The following is an 18994-nucleotide window of genomic DNA, read 5'->3' on the forward strand; positions in this document are numbered from 1 at the left end:
TGCGCCTTTGCGTGAGACTATAACTAATACATCTAACTCTGCATAACTGCATTCAACAACAACCCAGCCCCAAACCGGATAGGATCTGTACAAGGTAGTTTAGTTTCTGCTATGATTTGAGCGATCGCATTTTTTGCCTCTACTTCCCCCAAATTCCGAGTATTTAAAGCTATTCCCACCACAGGAACGTGACCAAAAGCACCCGCACCACTAGCAACAATTTCATACATCCGAATTACTTCCGGTAAAGGTGGAATCGGTATCGTGGGATTATTACGGTTATGGGTTTGTCCTGCTTGATGCACTAATATTAAATGTGTGGGTTGAGAACCCCGAATTAAAGGTAAAGTTGCCGTTGAACCAGGGTGTAAAAGAGAACCTTGCCCTTCAATTTGCAGAATGTCATAATGTTGACCAAAACGCATGACTAACTGTTCCACCGCACCAGCCGCAAAGTCTACCCGCACAGCATCTAAAGCCACTCCTTCCCCTTCCAACATTAACCCCGTTTGACCGGTAGCCAAAAACTTAGAACGCAAACCCCGCAACTTAGCCGCTCGGTGTAATTCCAGACTGGTGGACATTTTCCCAATCGCCATATCCGTTCCCACCGTCAATACTCGCCGACAGGGCAGATTTCGCGCCATTCCTGATGCTACATCTAAATTAGCTGGTTCTTTGCGGACATCCCAAATCAATTGTCCTGGTTTGAGGAGGGCATTTAATTCCGGTATATTTGCCAGTGGTGTGTGTAATCCATTTACCAAAGACATTCCCGCTTTGAGAGCATCTTTAATATCAACCCAATAATCATCAGGAACAGCACCACCTTTGGGAGCAATCCCAATTACCAAGACTTGCGGCTGATACTGTAACGCTGCTGTTACAGATGCCACAATTGGCACATCTCGGTTAATACCTGTTAACTCTACTAAAGATTTACCAACAGATTCTCTGTCAATTACAGCGACAATTGCAGATTCACTGTAACGTAAAATTGATAACCCTGTTTTTCCCTGAACTCCAGTAATTCCCTCATGGAGAAGAATTGCTATTTTTTGATTAAGCGACAGACGCACTATGTTTTACTCCCAAACCAGGTAAATTATTCGGCAAAACTCGCCCATTTTCTACAACTGCACCACTAAAAGGATCATCAATTAAATTCAAGTGACTATCTAAATCCAAATAATCAGCCAGTGGTGCAAGTTGTAATGCGGCAGTATTAGCCAGAGAACTATCAGAATAACAGCCAAACATGACTTGTAAATTATGGGCTTTGGCTGTATGCACCATTCGCATAGCCTCAGTAATTCCCCCAGATTTCATTAACTTGATATTAATTCCATCTACGTGATTAGCTAACTGGGGAATATCCGCACTGGTAAAGCAACTTTCATCTACAAAAATTGGTAACGGTGAATGTTTTTTTAACTGGGCTAAATTTGCTTCTTCACCCCTTGCTAAAGGCTGTTCTACATACTTTATCCCCAAATTAGCTAACCAACCACACATATAAATGGCATCATCTAAACTCCAACCTCCATTAGCATCAACAAACACATCTTTTCCTGCGGCTGCTTCCGCGGCTGCTTCCTTTACTGCTAATAACATTTTTTGATCTGCTTCTATTCCTGCGGTCGAACCTAATTTTACCTTTAATAACTGCACATCCATAAATTCTAACCAGTCTTGCGTCCTGGACTTTGCACCTGCTGGGGAATTAATCCCAATTGTTACCGATGTTGGCACTATAGCATTTTTATCCAGTCCCCACAGTTGCCACAAAGGTAAATCAACTCGCTTACCCAACCAATCATGTAATGCCATATCCACAGCCGCTTTAACTGCGGAAGGAACTTGCATTCGTTCTAATACTGCCTCAATTTCCTGCCGTTGCCAAGGGCTGAATTTTTGGATAATAGGGATGATTTGTGGCAAAGTCTCTTGGATTTGCTCAGTAGATTGCCTGTGATTGCCCACACCAAAAGGAGATGCTTCTCCCCAACCGACAATTCCCTCTTGGGCAATTTGTAACCAAATATTTGTTGTTTGTGCTGTTGTGCCTCGACTAATTGTTAAGGGAAATCGTTTATTAACGGTAAAGGTTTGAAAATTGATTTGCATAAATATATTAAATAGGGAACAGGGTTTTTCTTGATAACTAATGACACGAAGTAAACTAGATAACTATAGCAACTGGGATCAAATAATGATGATTTTGTGAATATAAAACCAGATATTGCCAGCTTTTATCTGAGTTTAATTAGCACTTTTCTTTACCCTCTTACCCCCTTCTTCCATTACAAAATAGACTGGGAAGTTTGAAAGCCCCTGAGAAACTCCGAACGGAGTTTGTGTCTTTCGTGCTTTAGACAGGGGATGAAAAACGACTGGTGCGGTTTTTTTTAACCGCCTTCAGTATTATCTTTATTCTCCTTGAGTTTTAAACCATCTACCCAATCTTCTATCAATGCGGTAATAGTTTTTTCTTTTTGCAGGGAGTATAAATACAGCTTGTGTTTTCTGCGTTCCGAGAGGCGGACTGACAATGTTTTATCTTTCATAATGTTTTATCTAGCATAATGTATTGCGGGTATCAATACATTATGCTATCATATAATGAAGGGAGAATAACGCAATGTATGGATGCCAACAAATATTAATCAGTCCCAACAAGGAGTTAGGAGCTATCCTAGAGTTCTTGTGTGGGGAGTCAAATAAACTTGCCAATTGCGGGACTTATTATGCTAGACAACTATTTTTTAAAACGGGTAAAATACCTAGCAAGTTTGACTTACATCGTGAGTTAGCAAATAATTCACATTTTGGGGCGATGTATTCTCAAGCTGCACAGCAGTGTTTAACAACCGTTGCTGAATCTTTCAAGTCTTATATTGGACTTTTAAAAGGAACTAAGAACGGTACGGTAACTCAAAAGCCTAAGTTACCTGGATACAGAAAATGTGGATTAAATCTCGTAACTTTTCCTGGACAAGCTATTAAATTAAAGGATGGTAAACTAAGATTCCCATTAGGAACTAAGGTAAAAGTTTGGTTTGGGATTGACGCTTTTTATGTCCCTATGCCCTCAAATCTAGAAGATAAAAACATTAAAGAATATCGGATACTGCCAAGAAACAATGAGTTTTATCTAGAGCTAATTTATAAAATATCTTCTCTAAAACCCGACGTAAATCTTGAGAATGTTTTATCAATTGATCACGGTTTGAATAATTGGCTAACCTGTGTCAGCAACGTTGGTACATCATTTCTAATTGACGGGCGCAAATTAAAGTCAGTGAATCAATGGTACAACAAGCGAGTTTCGGTTCTTAAAGAAAATCAACCTCATGGTTTTTGGTCTAAGCAGTTAGCATCAATAACTGAAAAGCGTAATCGCCAAATGAGGGATGCAGTTAATAAAGCGGCTAGAGTAGTTGTCAATCATTGCCTTGAAAACAAGATTGGTACTGTCATTTTTGGCTGGAATATCGGTCAAAAAGACTCCATAAATCTTGGCTCTAAAACTAATCAAAAGTTTGTTCAAATCCCTACCGCAAAACTAAAATACCGCATTGCTCAACTTTGTGAACAATACGGAATTAAATTTATTGAAACCGAGGAATCTTATACCTCAAAAGCATCATTCTTAGATAATGATTTTCTACCTAGGTTTGGCGAAAAACCCAAAGGGTGGAAAGAGTCAGGGAAAAGAGTTAGTCGGGGTTTGTATCATTCTCAGGATGGTACAAAAATAAATGCAGATTGCAATGGGGCAAGCAATATTTTCAGAAAAGTAGCGGTAAAGCTAGGATTAAATCTTGGTGGAATCAGTAGAGGCGCATTGATATCGCCGTTAAGATTATTTATTTGGTCTTAAGAATCCCCGTCTCTTTAGAGCGGGGAGTGTCAACCCTGTTAATAATTGAGTCTGGCAGCTAAACTAGATAAGAAAACTGTAATTTCTAGATTTGACAATTTCACCAGAAAAACAGGAATAAAGGATAACTATTATGGAAAATTTGCACAAAAAGGCTTTTTCGTCTCAGCGTCATGTTGTAACTGGGGTCATAGCTGCTGGGTTGATGATGTTACCGGGGATAGTTGGTGGTAGTCCCGTTTTAGCGCAGCAAAAAACAGAGCGGAATTCTTTAACCTATGGGGAATTGATTCAAAAGGCGGACAAAGGCGAAGTTCAAAAGGTAGAGTTAGATCAAACTGAGCAGACGGCTAGGGTTTATTTAGTGGGACAAAAGCCCGATACTCTACCTTTACAGGTGCGCCTTTTAGATCAAAATACGGAGTTAATTAATAAACTTAGGGAAAAAAAGGTTGATTTTGGGGAAGTTTCCTCCGCTGGGAACAGAGCCGCTGTGGGGTTGTTAATCAATCTGATGTGGATTTTGCCCCTAGTGGCTTTAATGCTATTGTTTCTACGCCGTTCGGCAAATGCTTCTAACCAAGCGATGAATTTTGGTAAATCTCGCGCTCGGTTTCAAATGGAAGCGAAAACAGGGGTAAAATTTAATGATGTGGCGGGAGTTAAGGAAGCAAAAGAAGAATTAGAAGAAGTTGTTACCTTCTTAAAACAGCCAGAAAAATTTACAGCCGTAGGTGCAAAAATTCCCAAGGGTGTGTTGTTAATTGGACCGCCGGGAACTGGGAAAACCTTACTGGCAAAAGCCATTGCGGGGGAAGCGGGTGTACCTTTTTTCAGTATGTCTGGTTCGGAATTTGTGGAAATGTTCGTCGGTGTGGGTGCTTCCCGTGTGCGGGATTTATTTAAAAAAGCCAAGGAAAATGCTCCTTGTTTAATATTTATTGATGAAATTGACGCAGTAGGTAGACAACGGGGTGCGGGTATTGGTGGGGGAAATGATGAACGGGAACAAACCCTTAACCAGCTATTGACGGAAATGGATGGTTTTGAAGGGAATACAGGGATTATTATTATTGCTGCTACCAATCGTCCAGATGTCCTCGATTCGGCTCTGTTACGTCCAGGACGCTTTGATAGACAGGTGATTGTGGATGTCCCCGATTTGAAGGGAAGACAGGAAATTTTGATAGTCCACGCTCAGAATAAGAAGATTGATCCCAGTGTATCTTTAGAAGCGATCGCTCGGCGCACTCCTGGTTTTACCGGTGCAGATTTAGCCAATTTACTCAACGAAGCTGCAATTCTCACCGCCAGAAGACGCAAAGAAGCTGTTACTGATTTAGAAATTGATAACGCCATAGATAGAGTAGTTGCGGGTATGGAAGGAACTGCTTTAGTAGATAGCAAAAGTAAACGCTTGATTGCTTATCACGAAGTCGGACACGCTTTGGTCGGTACGTTGGTTCAAGGTCATGATCCTGTACAAAAAGTTACCCTCATTCCTAGAGGACAAGCGCTAGGTTTAACTTGGTTTACTCCCAATGAAGAACAGGGTTTAATTTCCCGTTCCCAAATTTTAGCCCGCATTGCCGCAACTTTAGGCGGTCGCGCGGCTGAGGAAGTCGTTTTTGGAAAAGCGGAAGTCACCACAGGTGCGGGAAATGATTTACAACAAGTTACCAATATGGCACGACAAATGGTGACAAAATTTGGGATGTCTGATTTGGGTCCAGTTTCTTTGGAAAATCAAAATAATGATGTATTTTTAGGGCGTGACTGGGGAAATAAATCTGAATATTCTGAAGACATTGCTGCTAAAATTGATGCCGCAGTTCGGGAAATTATTAGTCACTCCTATATTCAGGCTAAAGAAATAATCCAAGAAAACCGTTTAATTTTAGAACGGGTAGTGGATATGTTGATAGAACAAGAAACAATTGAGGGTGATGTGTTCCGGAAGATTGTTGAGGAAAATACGGAAATCAAAGTCATTAATGAGCCAGTAGCCGTAACTTATTAGTTTCGATAATCCTTGTAGAGACGTTCCATTGAACGTCTCTACATTACTTTAAACAAAAATCTCCCCATAGTCGGATTTAGCAGCAGATAAAAGCTAAAATTAGGAATTGGAGAGTTAACTGATGCCATGTTTGACATATTGCCTTTTCGCCTGGAAATAGATAAAATTGCCATCGCTGGAGCTTGTTTATGGGCTTTAGCATTGTATGTGAGTTTTTCCCAAATTAGAGAATGGGTAACAACACAACTCAACCGCTGGTTTAATTTTGCTGAACGTTCCCTTTATACCAGTCAATCAGAATTTGAAAAGACTCGCAAAGCCAGAGAAGCTCAAAATTCCTTTTATGCTTCACTATTTAGCATTTTCCCATTTTTGATATTTGGTGGTTTATCTAACTGGATTTTAGATATCAGTTTAGGTAATAGTTGGGGAATTAGCATTGGGATACTGGCTTGTATGGGTGCTGGTGTGTATGAACTAGGACGCAGACAAGGGGAAGAGTAAATTCATGTACTTTCAATAATAGTTATTTCTGCATCAGTTAATTCATAGAGTTCATAAACTAATTGATTGATTTGTCTATCAGTTGCTTGAATTTGTTGCTGAATCATTCTTTTTGCTGGGGGTGTATTTACCTCATTGATTTTTTCATGGAGAGAAAGCATTTGTTGTACTAAATTAACAATTAAATCATGTTTTTGCTTCTGTGGAATTTGAGACTTATCAATAACTTTAATAGGAAGATTGCGAATAAACCGAGATTCAAAACTATAGTAACCGCCTCTCATTGATGTAGATGATTTTTTGAGATAAAATTCTAGGACTTTACTATTTAATAATCCTAAAATGTATTCCCATGAATAACCAGATTTTACTAAAATTCCATATCCTCCAGCGACACCACCTGTAAAAAAGATTTCCCCTGTTTTATCCCATGTAAATGATGAACTTGTAGCAATATCAGGAGTAAATATTTTTGGTAAAGCCATGACATTTAAAGCTTGAAATCTACTATATCCATACCAATTTTCTCCTAACATCTTACTATTTTCTCTACTTTCTAAATAATTTTTATTATCTAGTAAATAATTCCAGGTTAAAGGATATTCTCTTTCAAAGGTATTCATGGAAATTAATTCCATTGAACCATTATTTTTAAGCATATAGGGAAAGATAATCAACTTATTAGTTTTAGACAAATAATATCTTTTACTATCACCACCTTTGATTAAAGGATGTAGTAACTTAGATTCTAACCAATATGCTATTTGTTTTTGTTTAGAAAAAACTTGAATTAAATTATCTTCCCGTGATAATTCTTCTAAGATATATATTTTATCAGCACTGGTTTTAATTCCTTGAAAAATTCTCTCTGTTACATCTTCTAGTGTAGATTTAATTTGTTGTAATTTAGTAAATATTTTAGCATCTTCTCCCAGAATAAAATTCCATTCTGAAGCTGAAACTAATGAATGATTAATAATTCCTGTTTGACTATTATTGTTGATTTTCCAATCCATTAAATCAATCACTTTTTCCATTTCTAAATCAGATTGTTGTGATTTTTTTAGAAAAAGCAAACAAGTATAAGTTGAGACTTTAGGAAAGATTTGTTGATCTCCAAAATGCACTATTTTATTCAGATATTTACCCTCAGCAATTAACTTCCTGATAGATTCTCCATATTGAGCATTAAAAAACTTATGAGGTAAAATAAAACCTAAATAGCCATCTTTTCTTAATAACTCTAATCCCTTTTCGACAAAGACAACATAAATATCATAATTTCCCTTACTAGCAGAAATATACTGTCGTTTATAAAATTCAACTTCCAATACAGCCCATTCTTTTAAAGCTTGAATTCTAATATAGGGAGGATTACCAATAACTACATCAAAACCACCTCGTTTCATAATAGCAGAAAAAGCCGATTTCCAGTCAAAAATATTAACTCTATAAGCCGTAGCTTCGTCCAAAAAACTTAATTGAGTATGTTGATAAAATTCTCCATCTATCAAGGTATTACCACATTGAATATTATGATCTAAATCAGGTAAAGCCCTTTCTTTAAACAACTGTAATTGTCTGGTAATTGTTTCTCCTGATTCTCCTTCTAATACCTTTAATAACAAAGATAATTTAGTTGTTTCTACCGCTTGTTGATCAATATCAACACCATAAATGTGAGTTAATAAAATTTGCTTCCTCTCACTTGCAGTTAACCGCCATTGATGCTCTGAAATTTGATAGAATTTATTTTTGTATTTCTTGGGATTTTGCAGATATTGTTCTAAATACCAATCTAGGATAAATTGATAAGCCACAATTAAAAAAGAACCCGAACCACAAGCAGGATCAAGAATTGTTATATCTTGGATTTTTTCTGGTTTCTTATTTTCTAAAACTTTACCAATAGTTTGTTTAATGATATAATCAACAATATAACTAGGAGTATAATAAACACCTCCAGCCTTTCTTACTTCCGGTTTATCTTCAATAACTGCTTGACGACTTGCAGATATTTGAATGACTTTACCTAAAAATTGTTCATACACTTGTCCTAAAATTTCCACAGGAATCACAGAAAACTCATAAGGACTTTCTGGAGGATAGAGTTTTCTAATAATTGATGTTAAAATAGAATCATCTATGCTTAAATTTAAAGTAAAATCATCAGTTCCTTCTCGTCCTTTTTCAATTTGAAAATGGAATAACCCCGAATTATAACGATAATCTGCATTGATAAATAACCGCCCTAATTCTTGATAGATATTCTCTAATTTCAATAAATTCCATAACTGTTCATAAATTTCTATTCCCCTATCTTCACAAATGCGTAAAAATACAATTCTATTAATCGTCATTTGTACCGCAAAATTTAACTCTCTTTGTTGAATTTGAGGATTTCGCCAAATAAGATTAGCAGCCAAATTTTCTCGCCAAATTTCAATCTCCTGGAGAAAGGCTTTATCAACAGTAATCCCGGCTTTAACTTTAGTTTCCGCAAACCTTTCTAAAGAACCTTTTAACACAGCTTCCTTAGAAAAAAGATCATAAATCTCTTCCCATTTATCAATATATTCTGTATAATTAAAGTGTTTGATTCTAGCTATTGATGCTGAATCATTTTTGTTTGGCATAATTCGACAGTCATAAACTGCAAATTCTTCAAAATCTGTTAAAATACTTAAAGCTAATTTTGCAGACCATCCATAACGTCTCACTTGAAAAGCTGCACTAATATTTTTACCAACATTAACAGCAGGTTTTTTAGCTTCAACAAAAAACTTTCTGACTCCACCAATCCGAAAACTATAATCAGGGGCTTTGGCTTTATTTGCATCACTAATTTTTAAAGAATCTTCATGAACAACATCTTTATAAATATCAGAAACTTGTCGTTCATTGCCAATATCCCATCCTAAAGCAGCAAATAAAGGATTAATAAATTCAATTCTAGTTTGTGTTTCATTAATTCCCCCCACACGATATAATTCTATCGAAGAGTGAAAATGTTCAACAAGTTGAATAATACTATCAGGTGCTTTCATATTTAAAAAAACCTCAATTTTATATATATCTATAATAACTCTTTCTTCACCAAAATTGCCAATTTCTCCGCAGCACCACCTTCACCCCTAACGCTGCGTAATTTATCCCGCATATCCTCTAACTTCTCTGGATTTGCTAACAAGTCTAAAACCATTTCTCCCACTGCTTCCGGTTGCAATTTACCTACTAATTCGGGGACAATTTCTGCTTGCGCCCAAATATTTGGCCAAGCAAATAAACCCTTACGTCTCAACACCCACCAATTAATTAATTTAGCAAAACTAGCACCTACTCCCGGTAAATTTGCTAATATTCCTGGTAAACCATCCCAAGAACGCATAGCATCTAATTGTTGAGTTGGTAATAGGACAATCATAGGTACAGCTAACGCCCCTAATTCGGCGGTATTTGCCCCAACTGTAGTTAAACAAAGAGAACATTGGGATAATGAATCATAAACTGGATTTTCTTGTTTTAATTCCACTATTAACCCAGTAGTAGTTGTGAGAAAATTACCGGATAAAGATGCACCTTGAAAACTAAAAGCTTTTGTAAATGAATTAGTTTCAGGATTAGCAAAACTGGCTAAAGTCGGTAAATCTAAAGTTGGTGCGACAGGAATAAAAAACTTTATTTCTGGTTCTTTATGATGAATATATTCAGCAATAGCTAACATTAAAGGTACACCTTGAGTTAACTTTGCAGATTTTGAACCCGGTAAAATTCCGATTAGTTCAATTTTAGATTGAGGATTTTCAATTTTAGATGTTATTTGATTTTTTGCTGCTTCTAACATCAAATCACCAACAACAGTGAATTTATCAGCATATTTAGAAGAAACATTTTTTGTAACTTGCGCTTTCATAATCGCAAATTTATCTATAAAATTATGCCAACGCGCTGACCATTCCGCATAAACTACAGTTTTATATCCTAATTTTTTACCAATAATCACTGGAAAAATTTGATCACCACCTAAAAATATGACCACACCTTGATTTCTCCATTCCCAATTTTGGGCGGTTTTTCCCCACAGTAAAAATTGCCAAAAATATTCGGGTGCTTGAACTCTATCAACCTCTGGATAACCCAATGCTATAGCAGCTTCTTTCCCACTAGCATGAGGACAAGGTGATAATATTACAGAAATTCTTACTTGAGCAATATCATGTCCTAATTGTTCTCTCAATGCCTTAACAACAGGACGTACCCAGGTTGTAACCTCCCCTGGTCCATTGGAAAGAATGAGAATATCTACTGGTGTAGTCATTTAATTATTACCTAATAAGTTATAAAATATGATTATACTGATATAATTAATGAAAGCAATAAAACCAAATATAGAAGTCAGAATCTCAATTAGACCTAGGGACAGAGTATCTAAAGTTTTGTATCATAGTTAATCAAATTCATAACAAAATCAAATAACAATGTATCATACTAATTAGTAGCGTAAATGTGCAATGCTTTCCTTGCTGTTTTCAAAGGATATCAGGTAAGCTACGCCCTGATTTACTAATAGCAGAATGTGTAAGCTTTGACGGGTCAACCTAATTGGGTAATACTGATGTCTAAGGAAAAAAAAGGTAATAAAGAAGTTAAAAAGCCTAAGAAAGATGCCAAGGACAAAAAAGAGAAAAAAGACCCAAACAGATATGATGGTTTAGGCAAGTAAGAAAGAGCAATTTCATGAGAATTTCTGGTAGGGTATAATAAGGGTTTTAGGCTTTTAGCTTTTAACAAATTAATGGAATTATCCGTGTAGATAGATGGATAATTCCATTTGATTTTACAAGTAATTATCAATTTTTTTTGATCATTATTTCAGTCATTTTATGATAATCAACCTGTTCCTAAACCCGGATTTCTCACAAGCAATTGGTTTCTCACTTTCTAATCAGGTCTATCTGTGTCACCGCATAAGGCTCACCATTCAAGCACTTACGTAATTCAGCCTTTGCAACCAGACCACTATGCCACATGATTTTAGCGATCGATTTACCATCTATTTGTAAATCAAAACGCTGGACATCTTCCATGTTTGTCAAAAGTGCATCCATTGTTGGGACAGCCACAGCAATTGAACCAAATGAATGATCGGGGTTTGAGTAATTAAAAGCTTTAACTGTTACGGGAGGCTCATTGTTTTGGGTAAGCGTAACTTTTACTACCTCTTGCGTTTTAGGACGAGGAATATCTGCCGACATAAATATTAGACCAGCCCCTTTATATTCTCCCCCAGGTCCGGCCAAAGTTAGTATCACTCCATCCCTTGAAAAGAAGGCATTACAATATGCACCTTTTTTTTCGCCTTTTGGAGATGAAAATAATCTCCATTTGCCTGTCAGATATCTAAAATAGTCGGGGTCTTGGAAAAGTTTTACTCGTCTTACTAGCTCGGATCTCATTAACTCGGTGGTGGCTTGCATTTTCTCAAGTGCTGGATCCCGATCAGGTAAGTAATTAGGTGGTCGGTTTTGAATGGCTCTGATTTCATCATACATACCCTCACCTGACACACAGACGTTACCGTCGGGAGAGTTCATTCCGGGAGGACATCTACTGTCACTTGCCTGCGCTGGTTCACCGATAGACAAGGCAAACGATATAGTCGCGCTACACAATATAAAATGGAGTAAGTTGATTCGAGGCATTTTAAATCTCCTAAATTCAGATATTGAAATCTTTTTTACAGCACTTCCGGCAGCTATAAGGTACATCCTAAAAGCTATTAATCACCCGTTTTTAGTATAAATAGTATAACTTCTTACTCACTTCCTATCGCAAAATTATCTATCTTCCTCTCTTCTTTCTTAGTGTTCTTCGTGGTTCATTCCAACACTAAACCCATACCCATTAATCAACTAAATATGCATATAATCGAATAATTATGTAAACAAAATTTACAACCAGGTCCGAAAACCTGCATTCTTTGTTAATATCCATTCATAATTATTTCTTTTTCTATATCATTTGTGTCAGATATAGGATAAAACCCCCACATAATCGGAGTTTTCTGATAAAAAACTCTTATTGCCGAAAATAATCGAACTTAAAATCATTTACCTGGTTAAATAAATACCTATATAATCTTACCAAATCATCCCCAAATTCAAAACAAAACCCTTTAAAACATCTTCCCCTAAAACCGTAGCAGGAGAATCCAAAACCTCAACCTCTTTTCCTGGTCTATAAATCTCCACTTGACGATATTTACGATTAATTAATATACCTAAATGCACACCATTATCTATATATTCCTTCATCTTTTCCTGTGTAGTCTTCAAACTATCACTAGGAGAAAGTAACTCAATTACAAAATCAGGACAAATAGGAGGAAACTTTTGTTTTTCCTCATCAGTTAAAGCATCCCATCTTTCTAACTTAATCCAAGAAGCATCAGGAGAACGATCTGCACCATTTGGTAACTTAAAACAAGTAGAAGAATCAAAAACTATACCCTCCTTATTTTGCTCATTCCAAATCCAAAGTTGAGCAGTAATACCCGCATTACGATTTCCCGTTTCTCCTCCCGTTGGTGGCATAATTATTAACTCTCCATTTGCATTTCTTTCAAATCTCAATTCCCGGTTGTTTTGACATAGCTGAAAAAACTGATCATCAGTCATTTCTATTAATGATTTCAAATTGACAGTTAAAGCATTCATGGTCATATCCTCATTGAATGTTCAGGGAGAAAATTTAACTATCTCATGTCTTATTCTATATTATTAGTTACCAATTAATGGCAACTACCCTAATTTTCGGCGAACTGACAAGTCAGCGCTTGCGCTATCGCATCCCAACATCCCCAAACAGCGATCACTATTGACTATGTTATTTTACAATAGATATTAATGGGAGGAAACTTTCTCTTAGTAATGTTTATTACCGCTTCTGTCTTCCCAATAACGATCTCCTTGTTTTCCTTTAACCCGTCCAAGACAGTTACCAGATACATCGTAGCACTTATATCGGCTTCGGTTCCAATGCACCTTCTTCTCCACTCTCACTGTGGCTGGAGCGTAGATTTCAATAAGTCTTTGTACATCTGGTTTAACATCAAAGTTAGTTAATTGTATCTGAGGTGGATTTTCGTTAGACGTAGAATGTTGAATTGGATCTTGGGATTCACCCTTTCCAACAATGTATTCCAGCGTTTTTACACAGTCAAGGAAAGATGAAATATTACGAGCAACTATCTGCTTTGTTTGAATGTTGATAATTGCGTACCCTGCACCTTCATTGACCACAGCATATTGTCCCTGTACTGTCACATAGGCATTGGTATCTATTTTCTTGAGGTCACTCATTTGGCACTCACCAAGCTAAAAAGACGACTATTTTTAAATTCCCTTAATTATACAGAAGTATTTACTTGTTTTTCTACCACTAGCACTAGATGCTGAAACAAGTATGTAAACAAAATTTAAAACCAGGTGAGAAAACCTGCATTCTTTGTTAAGATTCATTAATAATTATTTCTTTTTCTATATCATTTTGTGTCAGATATAGGATAAAACCCCCACAGAATCGGAGTTTTCTGCTAAAAAACTCTTATTGCCGAAGATAATTGAAGTTACAAACGGCCATATTAGCTGTAACGAACTTCAGGAGAACACGCTTGAAAGGAGCTTATTTGAATGTTTACCCAAGTCAAATCCACGATTCGACATATTGCACCTGACGATTTACGGGGACGTAAGTTAATCAAGGTTGTCTATGTCGTGCTAGAATCCCAATACCAAAGTGCATTATCACAAGCGGTACGGGAAATTAACGCTAATCATCCCAGCGTTGCCATAGAAATCAGTGGATACTTGATTGAAGAACTGCGTGGAACTGAAAACTTTGAAGGATTTCAGCGCGATATAGCCAGTGCTAATATATTCATTGCTTCTCTAATTTTTATTGAAGACTTAGCACAGAAAGTAGTTGCGGCAGTTGAACCCCATCGTGATAATCTAGATGTGTCGGTTGTCTTCCCCTCCATGCCCGAAGTTATGCGCCTCAATAAAATGGGTAGCTTCTCTTTGGCGCAGTTAGGACAATCCAAGAGCGTCATTGCTAACTTCATGAAGAAGCGCAAAGAAAAATCTGGCGCTGGTTTCCAAGACGGAATGTTGAAGTTGTTGCGGACACTTCCCCAAGTGCTGAAATTCCTCCCCATGGAAAAAGCACAAGACGCGAGAAACTTCATGCTCAGTTTTCAGTATTGGCTAGGTGGTTCAGCCGAAAACCTGGAAAACTTCTTGCTGATGCTGGCTGATAAATACGTATTGAAAGGCGCAGAAAAAGAAAGCTTTGCTGCTGCTAAGTATGAAGCACCAGTTGTTTATCCCGATATGGGAATTTGGCATCCTTTAGCGCCAAATATGTTTGAGGATGTGCGAGAATATCTAAACTGGTATGCTACCCGCAGAGATATTTCCCGAAATCTCAAAGACCCCCTCGCACCATGTGTAGGCTTGGTTTTACAAAGAACTCACCTAGTAACTGGTGATGATGCCCATTATGTGGCAATTGTCCAGGAATTAGAATCATTAGGTGCAAAAGTTCTGCCTGTGTTTGCTGGTGGTTTGGATTTCTCTAAACCAATAGAAGCTTACTTCTATGAACCTACAACTAAATTACAATTAGTAGATGCGGTAGTTTCTTTAACTGGTTTCGCTTTAGTGGGTGGACCAGCTAGACAAGATCATCCGAAAGCTATTGAAGCCTTAAAACGGTTAAATCGTCCCTACATGGTTGCCTTGCCTTTGGTCTTCCAAACCACCGAAGAATGGCTAGATAGCGATTTGGGGTTACATCCCATTCAAGTGGCTTTACAGATTGCTATACCTGAACTTGACGGGGCAATTGAGCCGATTATCCTATCAGGTAAAGATGGGGCAACTGGGAAAGCGATCGCCTTACAAGACCGAGTAGAAATTGTCGCCCAACGCGCCTTAAAATGGGCAAGTCTGCGCCGCAAACCCAAATTAATCAAAAAAGTCGCCATCACCGTTTTCAGTTTCCCTCCCGACAAAGGTAACGTGGGAACAGCCGCATATTTAGACGTATTCGGTTCAATCCATGAAGTCTTGAAAGGACTGAGAAACAACGGTTACGACGTGCAGGACATTCCCGAAACTCCCCAAGAGTTGCTAGAACAAGTCATCCACGACGCACAAGCACAATACAACAGTCCCGAACTCAACATCGCTTACAAAATGTCTGTGCCAGAATATGAAGCACTGACACCCTACTCCCAACGCTTAGAAGAGAACTGGGGACCACCTCCCGGAAACCTCAACAGCGACGGACAAAATCTCTTGATTTACGGGAAACAATTTGGTAATGTTTTCATTGGAGTCCAGCCCACATTTGGTTATGAAGGCGACCCCATGCGGTTGTTATTCTCCCGTTCCGCAAGTCCTCATCACGGTTTTGCAGCTTACTACACCTATTTAGAACGGATTTGGGGCGCTGATGCTGTGTTACACTTTGGTACACATGGCTCATTGGAATTTATGCCTGGTAAGCAAATGGGGATGTCCGGTGATTGTTACCCAGATCAACTAATTGGCTCAATTCCGAATCTGTATTATTACGCAGCAAATAACCCCAGTGAAGCCACAATTGCCAAACGTCGCAGTTATGCAGAAACAATTTCTTACCTGACACCACCTGCGGAAAATGCTGGTTTATACAAAGGGTTGAAGGAACTCAGCGAGTTAATTGCTTCTTACCAAACCTTGAAAGACACTGGACGGGGTGTTTCCATTGTCAATTCCATCATGGATAAATGCCGCATTGTCAACTTAGACAAGGATATTGAGTTACCAGAAACCGATTCTAAGGATATGTCCTCGGAAGAACGGGATAACATTGTTGGTAGCGTTTATCGGCGGTTGATGGAGATTGAATCGCGCTTGTTACCTTGTGGACTGCACGTAATTGGTAAACCTCCTAGTGCCGAAGAAGCGATCGCCACTTTGGTCAATATTGCCAGTTTAGATCGACAAGAGGAAGAAATTCAAGGTTTACCCGGAATTATTGCTAGAAGTCTGGGACGCACCATTGAAGATATCTACAGAAACAACGATGCCGGCATTTTGGCAGATGTGCAACTATTACAAGATATCACCCTCGCTACCCGTGCCGCTGTCACAGCCTTAGTTCAAGAACAAATTGACGCAGAAGGTCGAGTTATCGCGGTTTCCAAGTTGAATTTCTTGTACATGGGTAGAAAAGAACCTTGGTTAGAATCACTGCATCAATCAGGTTACACCAAAGTTGATACCTCTGCGTTGAAACCCCTGTTTGAATATTTGGAATTCTGCTTAAAACAAGTTTGTGCAGATAACGAACTCGGTGGACTTCTCCAAGGTTTAGCCGGTGAATATATTTTACCCGGACCCGGTGGAGATCCTATCCGTAATCCTGACGTATTACCCACTGGTAAAAATATTCACGCTTTAGATCCCCAATCTATCCCCACTTCTGCCGCAGTTCAATCTGCGAAAATCGTCGTGGATCGGTTGTTGGAACGCAACAGGTCAGAAAATGATGGCAACTGGCCAGAAACCATTGCCTGTGTCCTCTGGGGTACAGATAACATCAAAACCTACGGTGAATCCCTCGCCCAAATTATGTGGATGATTGGTGTGCGTCCAGTACCCGATGCTTTGGGACGGGTGAACAAGTTGGAATTGATACCTTTGGCAGAGTTGGGTCGTCCTAGAATTGACGTTGTAATTAACTGTTCTGGTGTATTCCGCGACTTGTTCATTAACCAAATGAATTTGCTTGACCAAGGTGTGAAAATGGCTGCTGAAGCGGATGAACCTTTGGAAATGAATTTTGTCCGCAAGCACGCTTTGAAACAAGCGGAGGACATGGGCATAAATCTGCGTCAAGCTGCAACTCGCGTTTTCTCTAATGCTTCTGGTTCTTATTCTTCTAATATTAACCTGGCGGTGGAGAATAGCACTTGGGATAGTGAAGCTGAGTTACAGGAAATGTATTTGAAGCGCAAATCTTTCTCTTTCAATTCTGATAATCCTGGGGTTATGGATGAGTCAAGAGAGATTTTTGAAACTACTTTGAAAACTGCTGATGCAACTTTCCAGAATCTTGATTCTTCGGAAATCAGTTTAACAGATGTTTCCCATTATTTTGACTCAGATCCTACTAAGTTAGTAGCAAGTCTGCGTGCAGATGGCAAGAAACCTGCATCTTACATTGCAGATACAACTACTGCGAATGCACAGGTGAGAAGTTTATCAGAAACTGTGCGTTTAGATGCGCGGACAAAGTTGTTAAATCCCAAATGGTATGAGGGAATGTTGTCTCACGGTTACGAAGGTGTGCGCGAACTTTCTAAACGGTTGGTAAATACCACTGGTTGGAGTGCGACTGCTGGCGCTGTGGATAACTGGGTTTATGAGGACACGAACGAGACTTTCATCAAAGATGAGGAAATGCAAAAGCGTCTCATGAATCTCAATCCTCATTCTTTCCGCAAGATTGTTTCTACTTTGTTGGAAATGAATGGACGCGGTTATTGGGAGACTAGCGAGGAGAATTTAGATCGGTTACGTGAGTTGTATCAGGAGGTCGAGAATCGGATTGAGGGAATTGAGTAAATTGTGATATAGTACACAAGGTGGGTAAATAGCCCACCTTTAATTTATAAGCATTTTTCAAAAACAAAACAATTGATATTTTCAGACAATACTTAAATTAACAATATTTGCTATATGAATAGTCATAGTTCCAAAAAACCGAAAGAACTCTCACTTGGAGAATCATTAGAAGAAACTATAGCTAATCCTGATGCTTTGGATACTGTTTTCAGTTTGGCTGAAATAGGCATAGACGAAATGATTGAGCATCTAATGAAGGATGTTCAAGATGAAGCCTTAAAAGAGATTCCAGTTGTCAAAACACTTTATGCAATAACTAAAACTGGCTTTGCTATTCGTGACTACTTCCTGTTAGAAAAAATATGCCGATTTATATTAGGTTGTAAAGAGGTCAAGTCTGAAATTCAGGAGAAAATTACTCAAAAATTATCTAATCAAAAAGATAAAAAAGAAATTGGAAAACAAATAATTATTGCTTTGGATAGGTTTGAACAAATCCAAAAAACAGACATATTACTCAAGATTTTCTTAGCATTTGCAGAGGAAAAAATTACGGACAAAGAATTTCAGTCTTACATTTATGTACTAGATAAAATAGACATAAATAATATCAAAATATTAAAAATATTTTATTTACTCAATATTTTACAAAAGCGTGATCCTGTTTCTAGTATTCATAATACTGATGCTCAACAGTATGCTAAAGACATTAAAGATAATTATTTTCATTTACAAAATTTTGCTTTTTTGGGTCTGATTACTTTAAATTTAGGGAGCAAAGAAGAAAAATCGGATTATAATTATCTATTGAGACAGTGGATTTCCTCTGATGAAATCCATCCTGGAAAATTTGAACCAAACGGATTTGGTTACAAATTCCTCAAAATCATTAATTTAATAAATGAATAG

The 18994-nt window shown here is 37.8% G+C and carries 13 protein-coding genes; 5 read left to right on the top strand and 8 right to left on the bottom strand.

The window, feature by feature from the left end; genetic code table 11:
- Positions 1-32: 32 nt before the first annotated feature.
- From FJR11_RS17930 to FJR11_RS17940, 3 genes are all read right to left on the bottom strand, one after another.
- On the bottom strand, positions 33-1079 hold the full coding sequence (locus tag FJR11_RS17930; protein ID WP_168506099.1) for a DUF1611 domain-containing protein: 1047 nt from the start codon (positions 1077-1079) through the stop codon (positions 33-35).
- Positions 1063-2127 carry a dipeptide epimerase gene (locus FJR11_RS17935; RefSeq protein ID WP_168506100.1) on the bottom strand — a complete coding sequence of 355 codons (1065 nt, stop codon included), beginning with the start codon at positions 2125-2127 and terminating at the stop codon, positions 1063-1065. Before FJR11_RS17935 ends, FJR11_RS17930 begins: the two co-directional genes overlap by 17 nt.
- Positions 2128-2408: 281 nt before the next feature.
- Positions 2409-2567: a hypothetical protein gene (locus FJR11_RS17940; RefSeq protein WP_168506102.1), complete on the bottom strand. Its 159-nt coding sequence runs from the start codon at positions 2565-2567 to the stop codon at positions 2409-2411.
- A 74-nt stretch (positions 2568-2641) separates the two neighbouring features.
- Between FJR11_RS17940 and FJR11_RS17945 the strand changes: the two genes are divergently transcribed.
- The 3 genes from FJR11_RS17945 (at position 2642) to FJR11_RS17955 (ending at position 6407) form a co-directional block, all read left to right on the top strand.
- Complete coding sequence (locus FJR11_RS17945) at positions 2642-3883, top strand: RNA-guided endonuclease TnpB family protein (RefSeq protein WP_168506104.1); 1242 nt, start codon at positions 2642-2644, stop codon at positions 3881-3883.
- Positions 3884-4016: 133 nt separating this feature from the next.
- A complete protein-coding gene (gene ftsH, locus FJR11_RS17950) occupies positions 4017-5903 on the top strand; it encodes an ATP-dependent zinc metalloprotease FtsH (RefSeq protein ID WP_168506106.1) in 1887 nt (628 codons plus the stop codon).
- Between the two features lie 126 nt (positions 5904-6029).
- Complete coding sequence (locus FJR11_RS17955; RefSeq protein ID WP_168506108.1) at positions 6030-6407, top strand: hypothetical protein; 378 nt, start codon at positions 6030-6032, stop codon at positions 6405-6407.
- A 2-nt stretch (positions 6408-6409) separates the two neighbouring features.
- Here FJR11_RS17955 and FJR11_RS17960 read toward each other — a convergent pair whose 3' ends face one another.
- The 5 genes from FJR11_RS17960 to FJR11_RS17980 all read right to left on the bottom strand — a co-directional run bounded on the left by FJR11_RS17960 (position 6410) and on the right by FJR11_RS17980 (position 13768).
- On the bottom strand, positions 6410-9454 hold the full coding sequence (locus FJR11_RS17960) for an Eco57I restriction-modification methylase domain-containing protein (RefSeq protein WP_168506110.1): 3045 nt from the start codon (positions 9452-9454) through the stop codon (positions 6410-6412).
- 29 nt (positions 9455-9483) lie between these two features.
- Positions 9484-10725 carry a lipid-A-disaccharide synthase gene (locus FJR11_RS17965; RefSeq protein WP_168506112.1) on the bottom strand — a complete coding sequence of 414 codons (1242 nt, stop codon included), beginning with the start codon at positions 10723-10725 and terminating at the stop codon, positions 9484-9486.
- A 616-nt stretch (positions 10726-11341) separates the two neighbouring features.
- Positions 11342-11959, bottom strand: a complete 618-nt coding sequence (locus FJR11_RS17970) for a hypothetical protein (protein ID WP_168506114.1) — start codon at positions 11957-11959, stop codon at positions 11342-11344.
- A 588-nt stretch (positions 11960-12547) separates the two neighbouring features.
- Complete coding sequence (locus FJR11_RS17975) at positions 12548-13123, bottom strand: Uma2 family endonuclease (RefSeq protein ID WP_168506116.1); 576 nt, start codon at positions 13121-13123, stop codon at positions 12548-12550.
- Positions 13124-13330: 207 nt separating this feature from the next.
- Positions 13331-13768: a hypothetical protein gene (locus FJR11_RS17980; RefSeq protein WP_168506118.1), complete on the bottom strand. Its 438-nt coding sequence runs from the start codon at positions 13766-13768 to the stop codon at positions 13331-13333.
- A 330-nt stretch (positions 13769-14098) separates the two neighbouring features.
- On the opposite strand from FJR11_RS17980, the gene FJR11_RS17985 reads away from it, so the two are divergent.
- Together FJR11_RS17985 and FJR11_RS17990 are read left to right on the top strand one after the other, a co-directional pair.
- Positions 14099-18085, top strand: coding sequence for a magnesium chelatase subunit H (locus FJR11_RS17985; protein ID WP_168506120.1), 3987 nt, complete (start codon positions 14099-14101; stop codon positions 18083-18085).
- A 114-nt stretch (positions 18086-18199) separates the two neighbouring features.
- Entirely contained in the window at positions 18200-18994 is a 795-nt protein-coding gene (locus FJR11_RS17990; RefSeq protein ID WP_168506122.1) for a hypothetical protein, read from the top strand.

Source organism: Anabaena sp. UHCC 0187, assembly GCF_009712035.1.
Lineage (GTDB): Bacteria > Cyanobacteriota > Cyanobacteriia > Cyanobacteriales > Nostocaceae > Dolichospermum.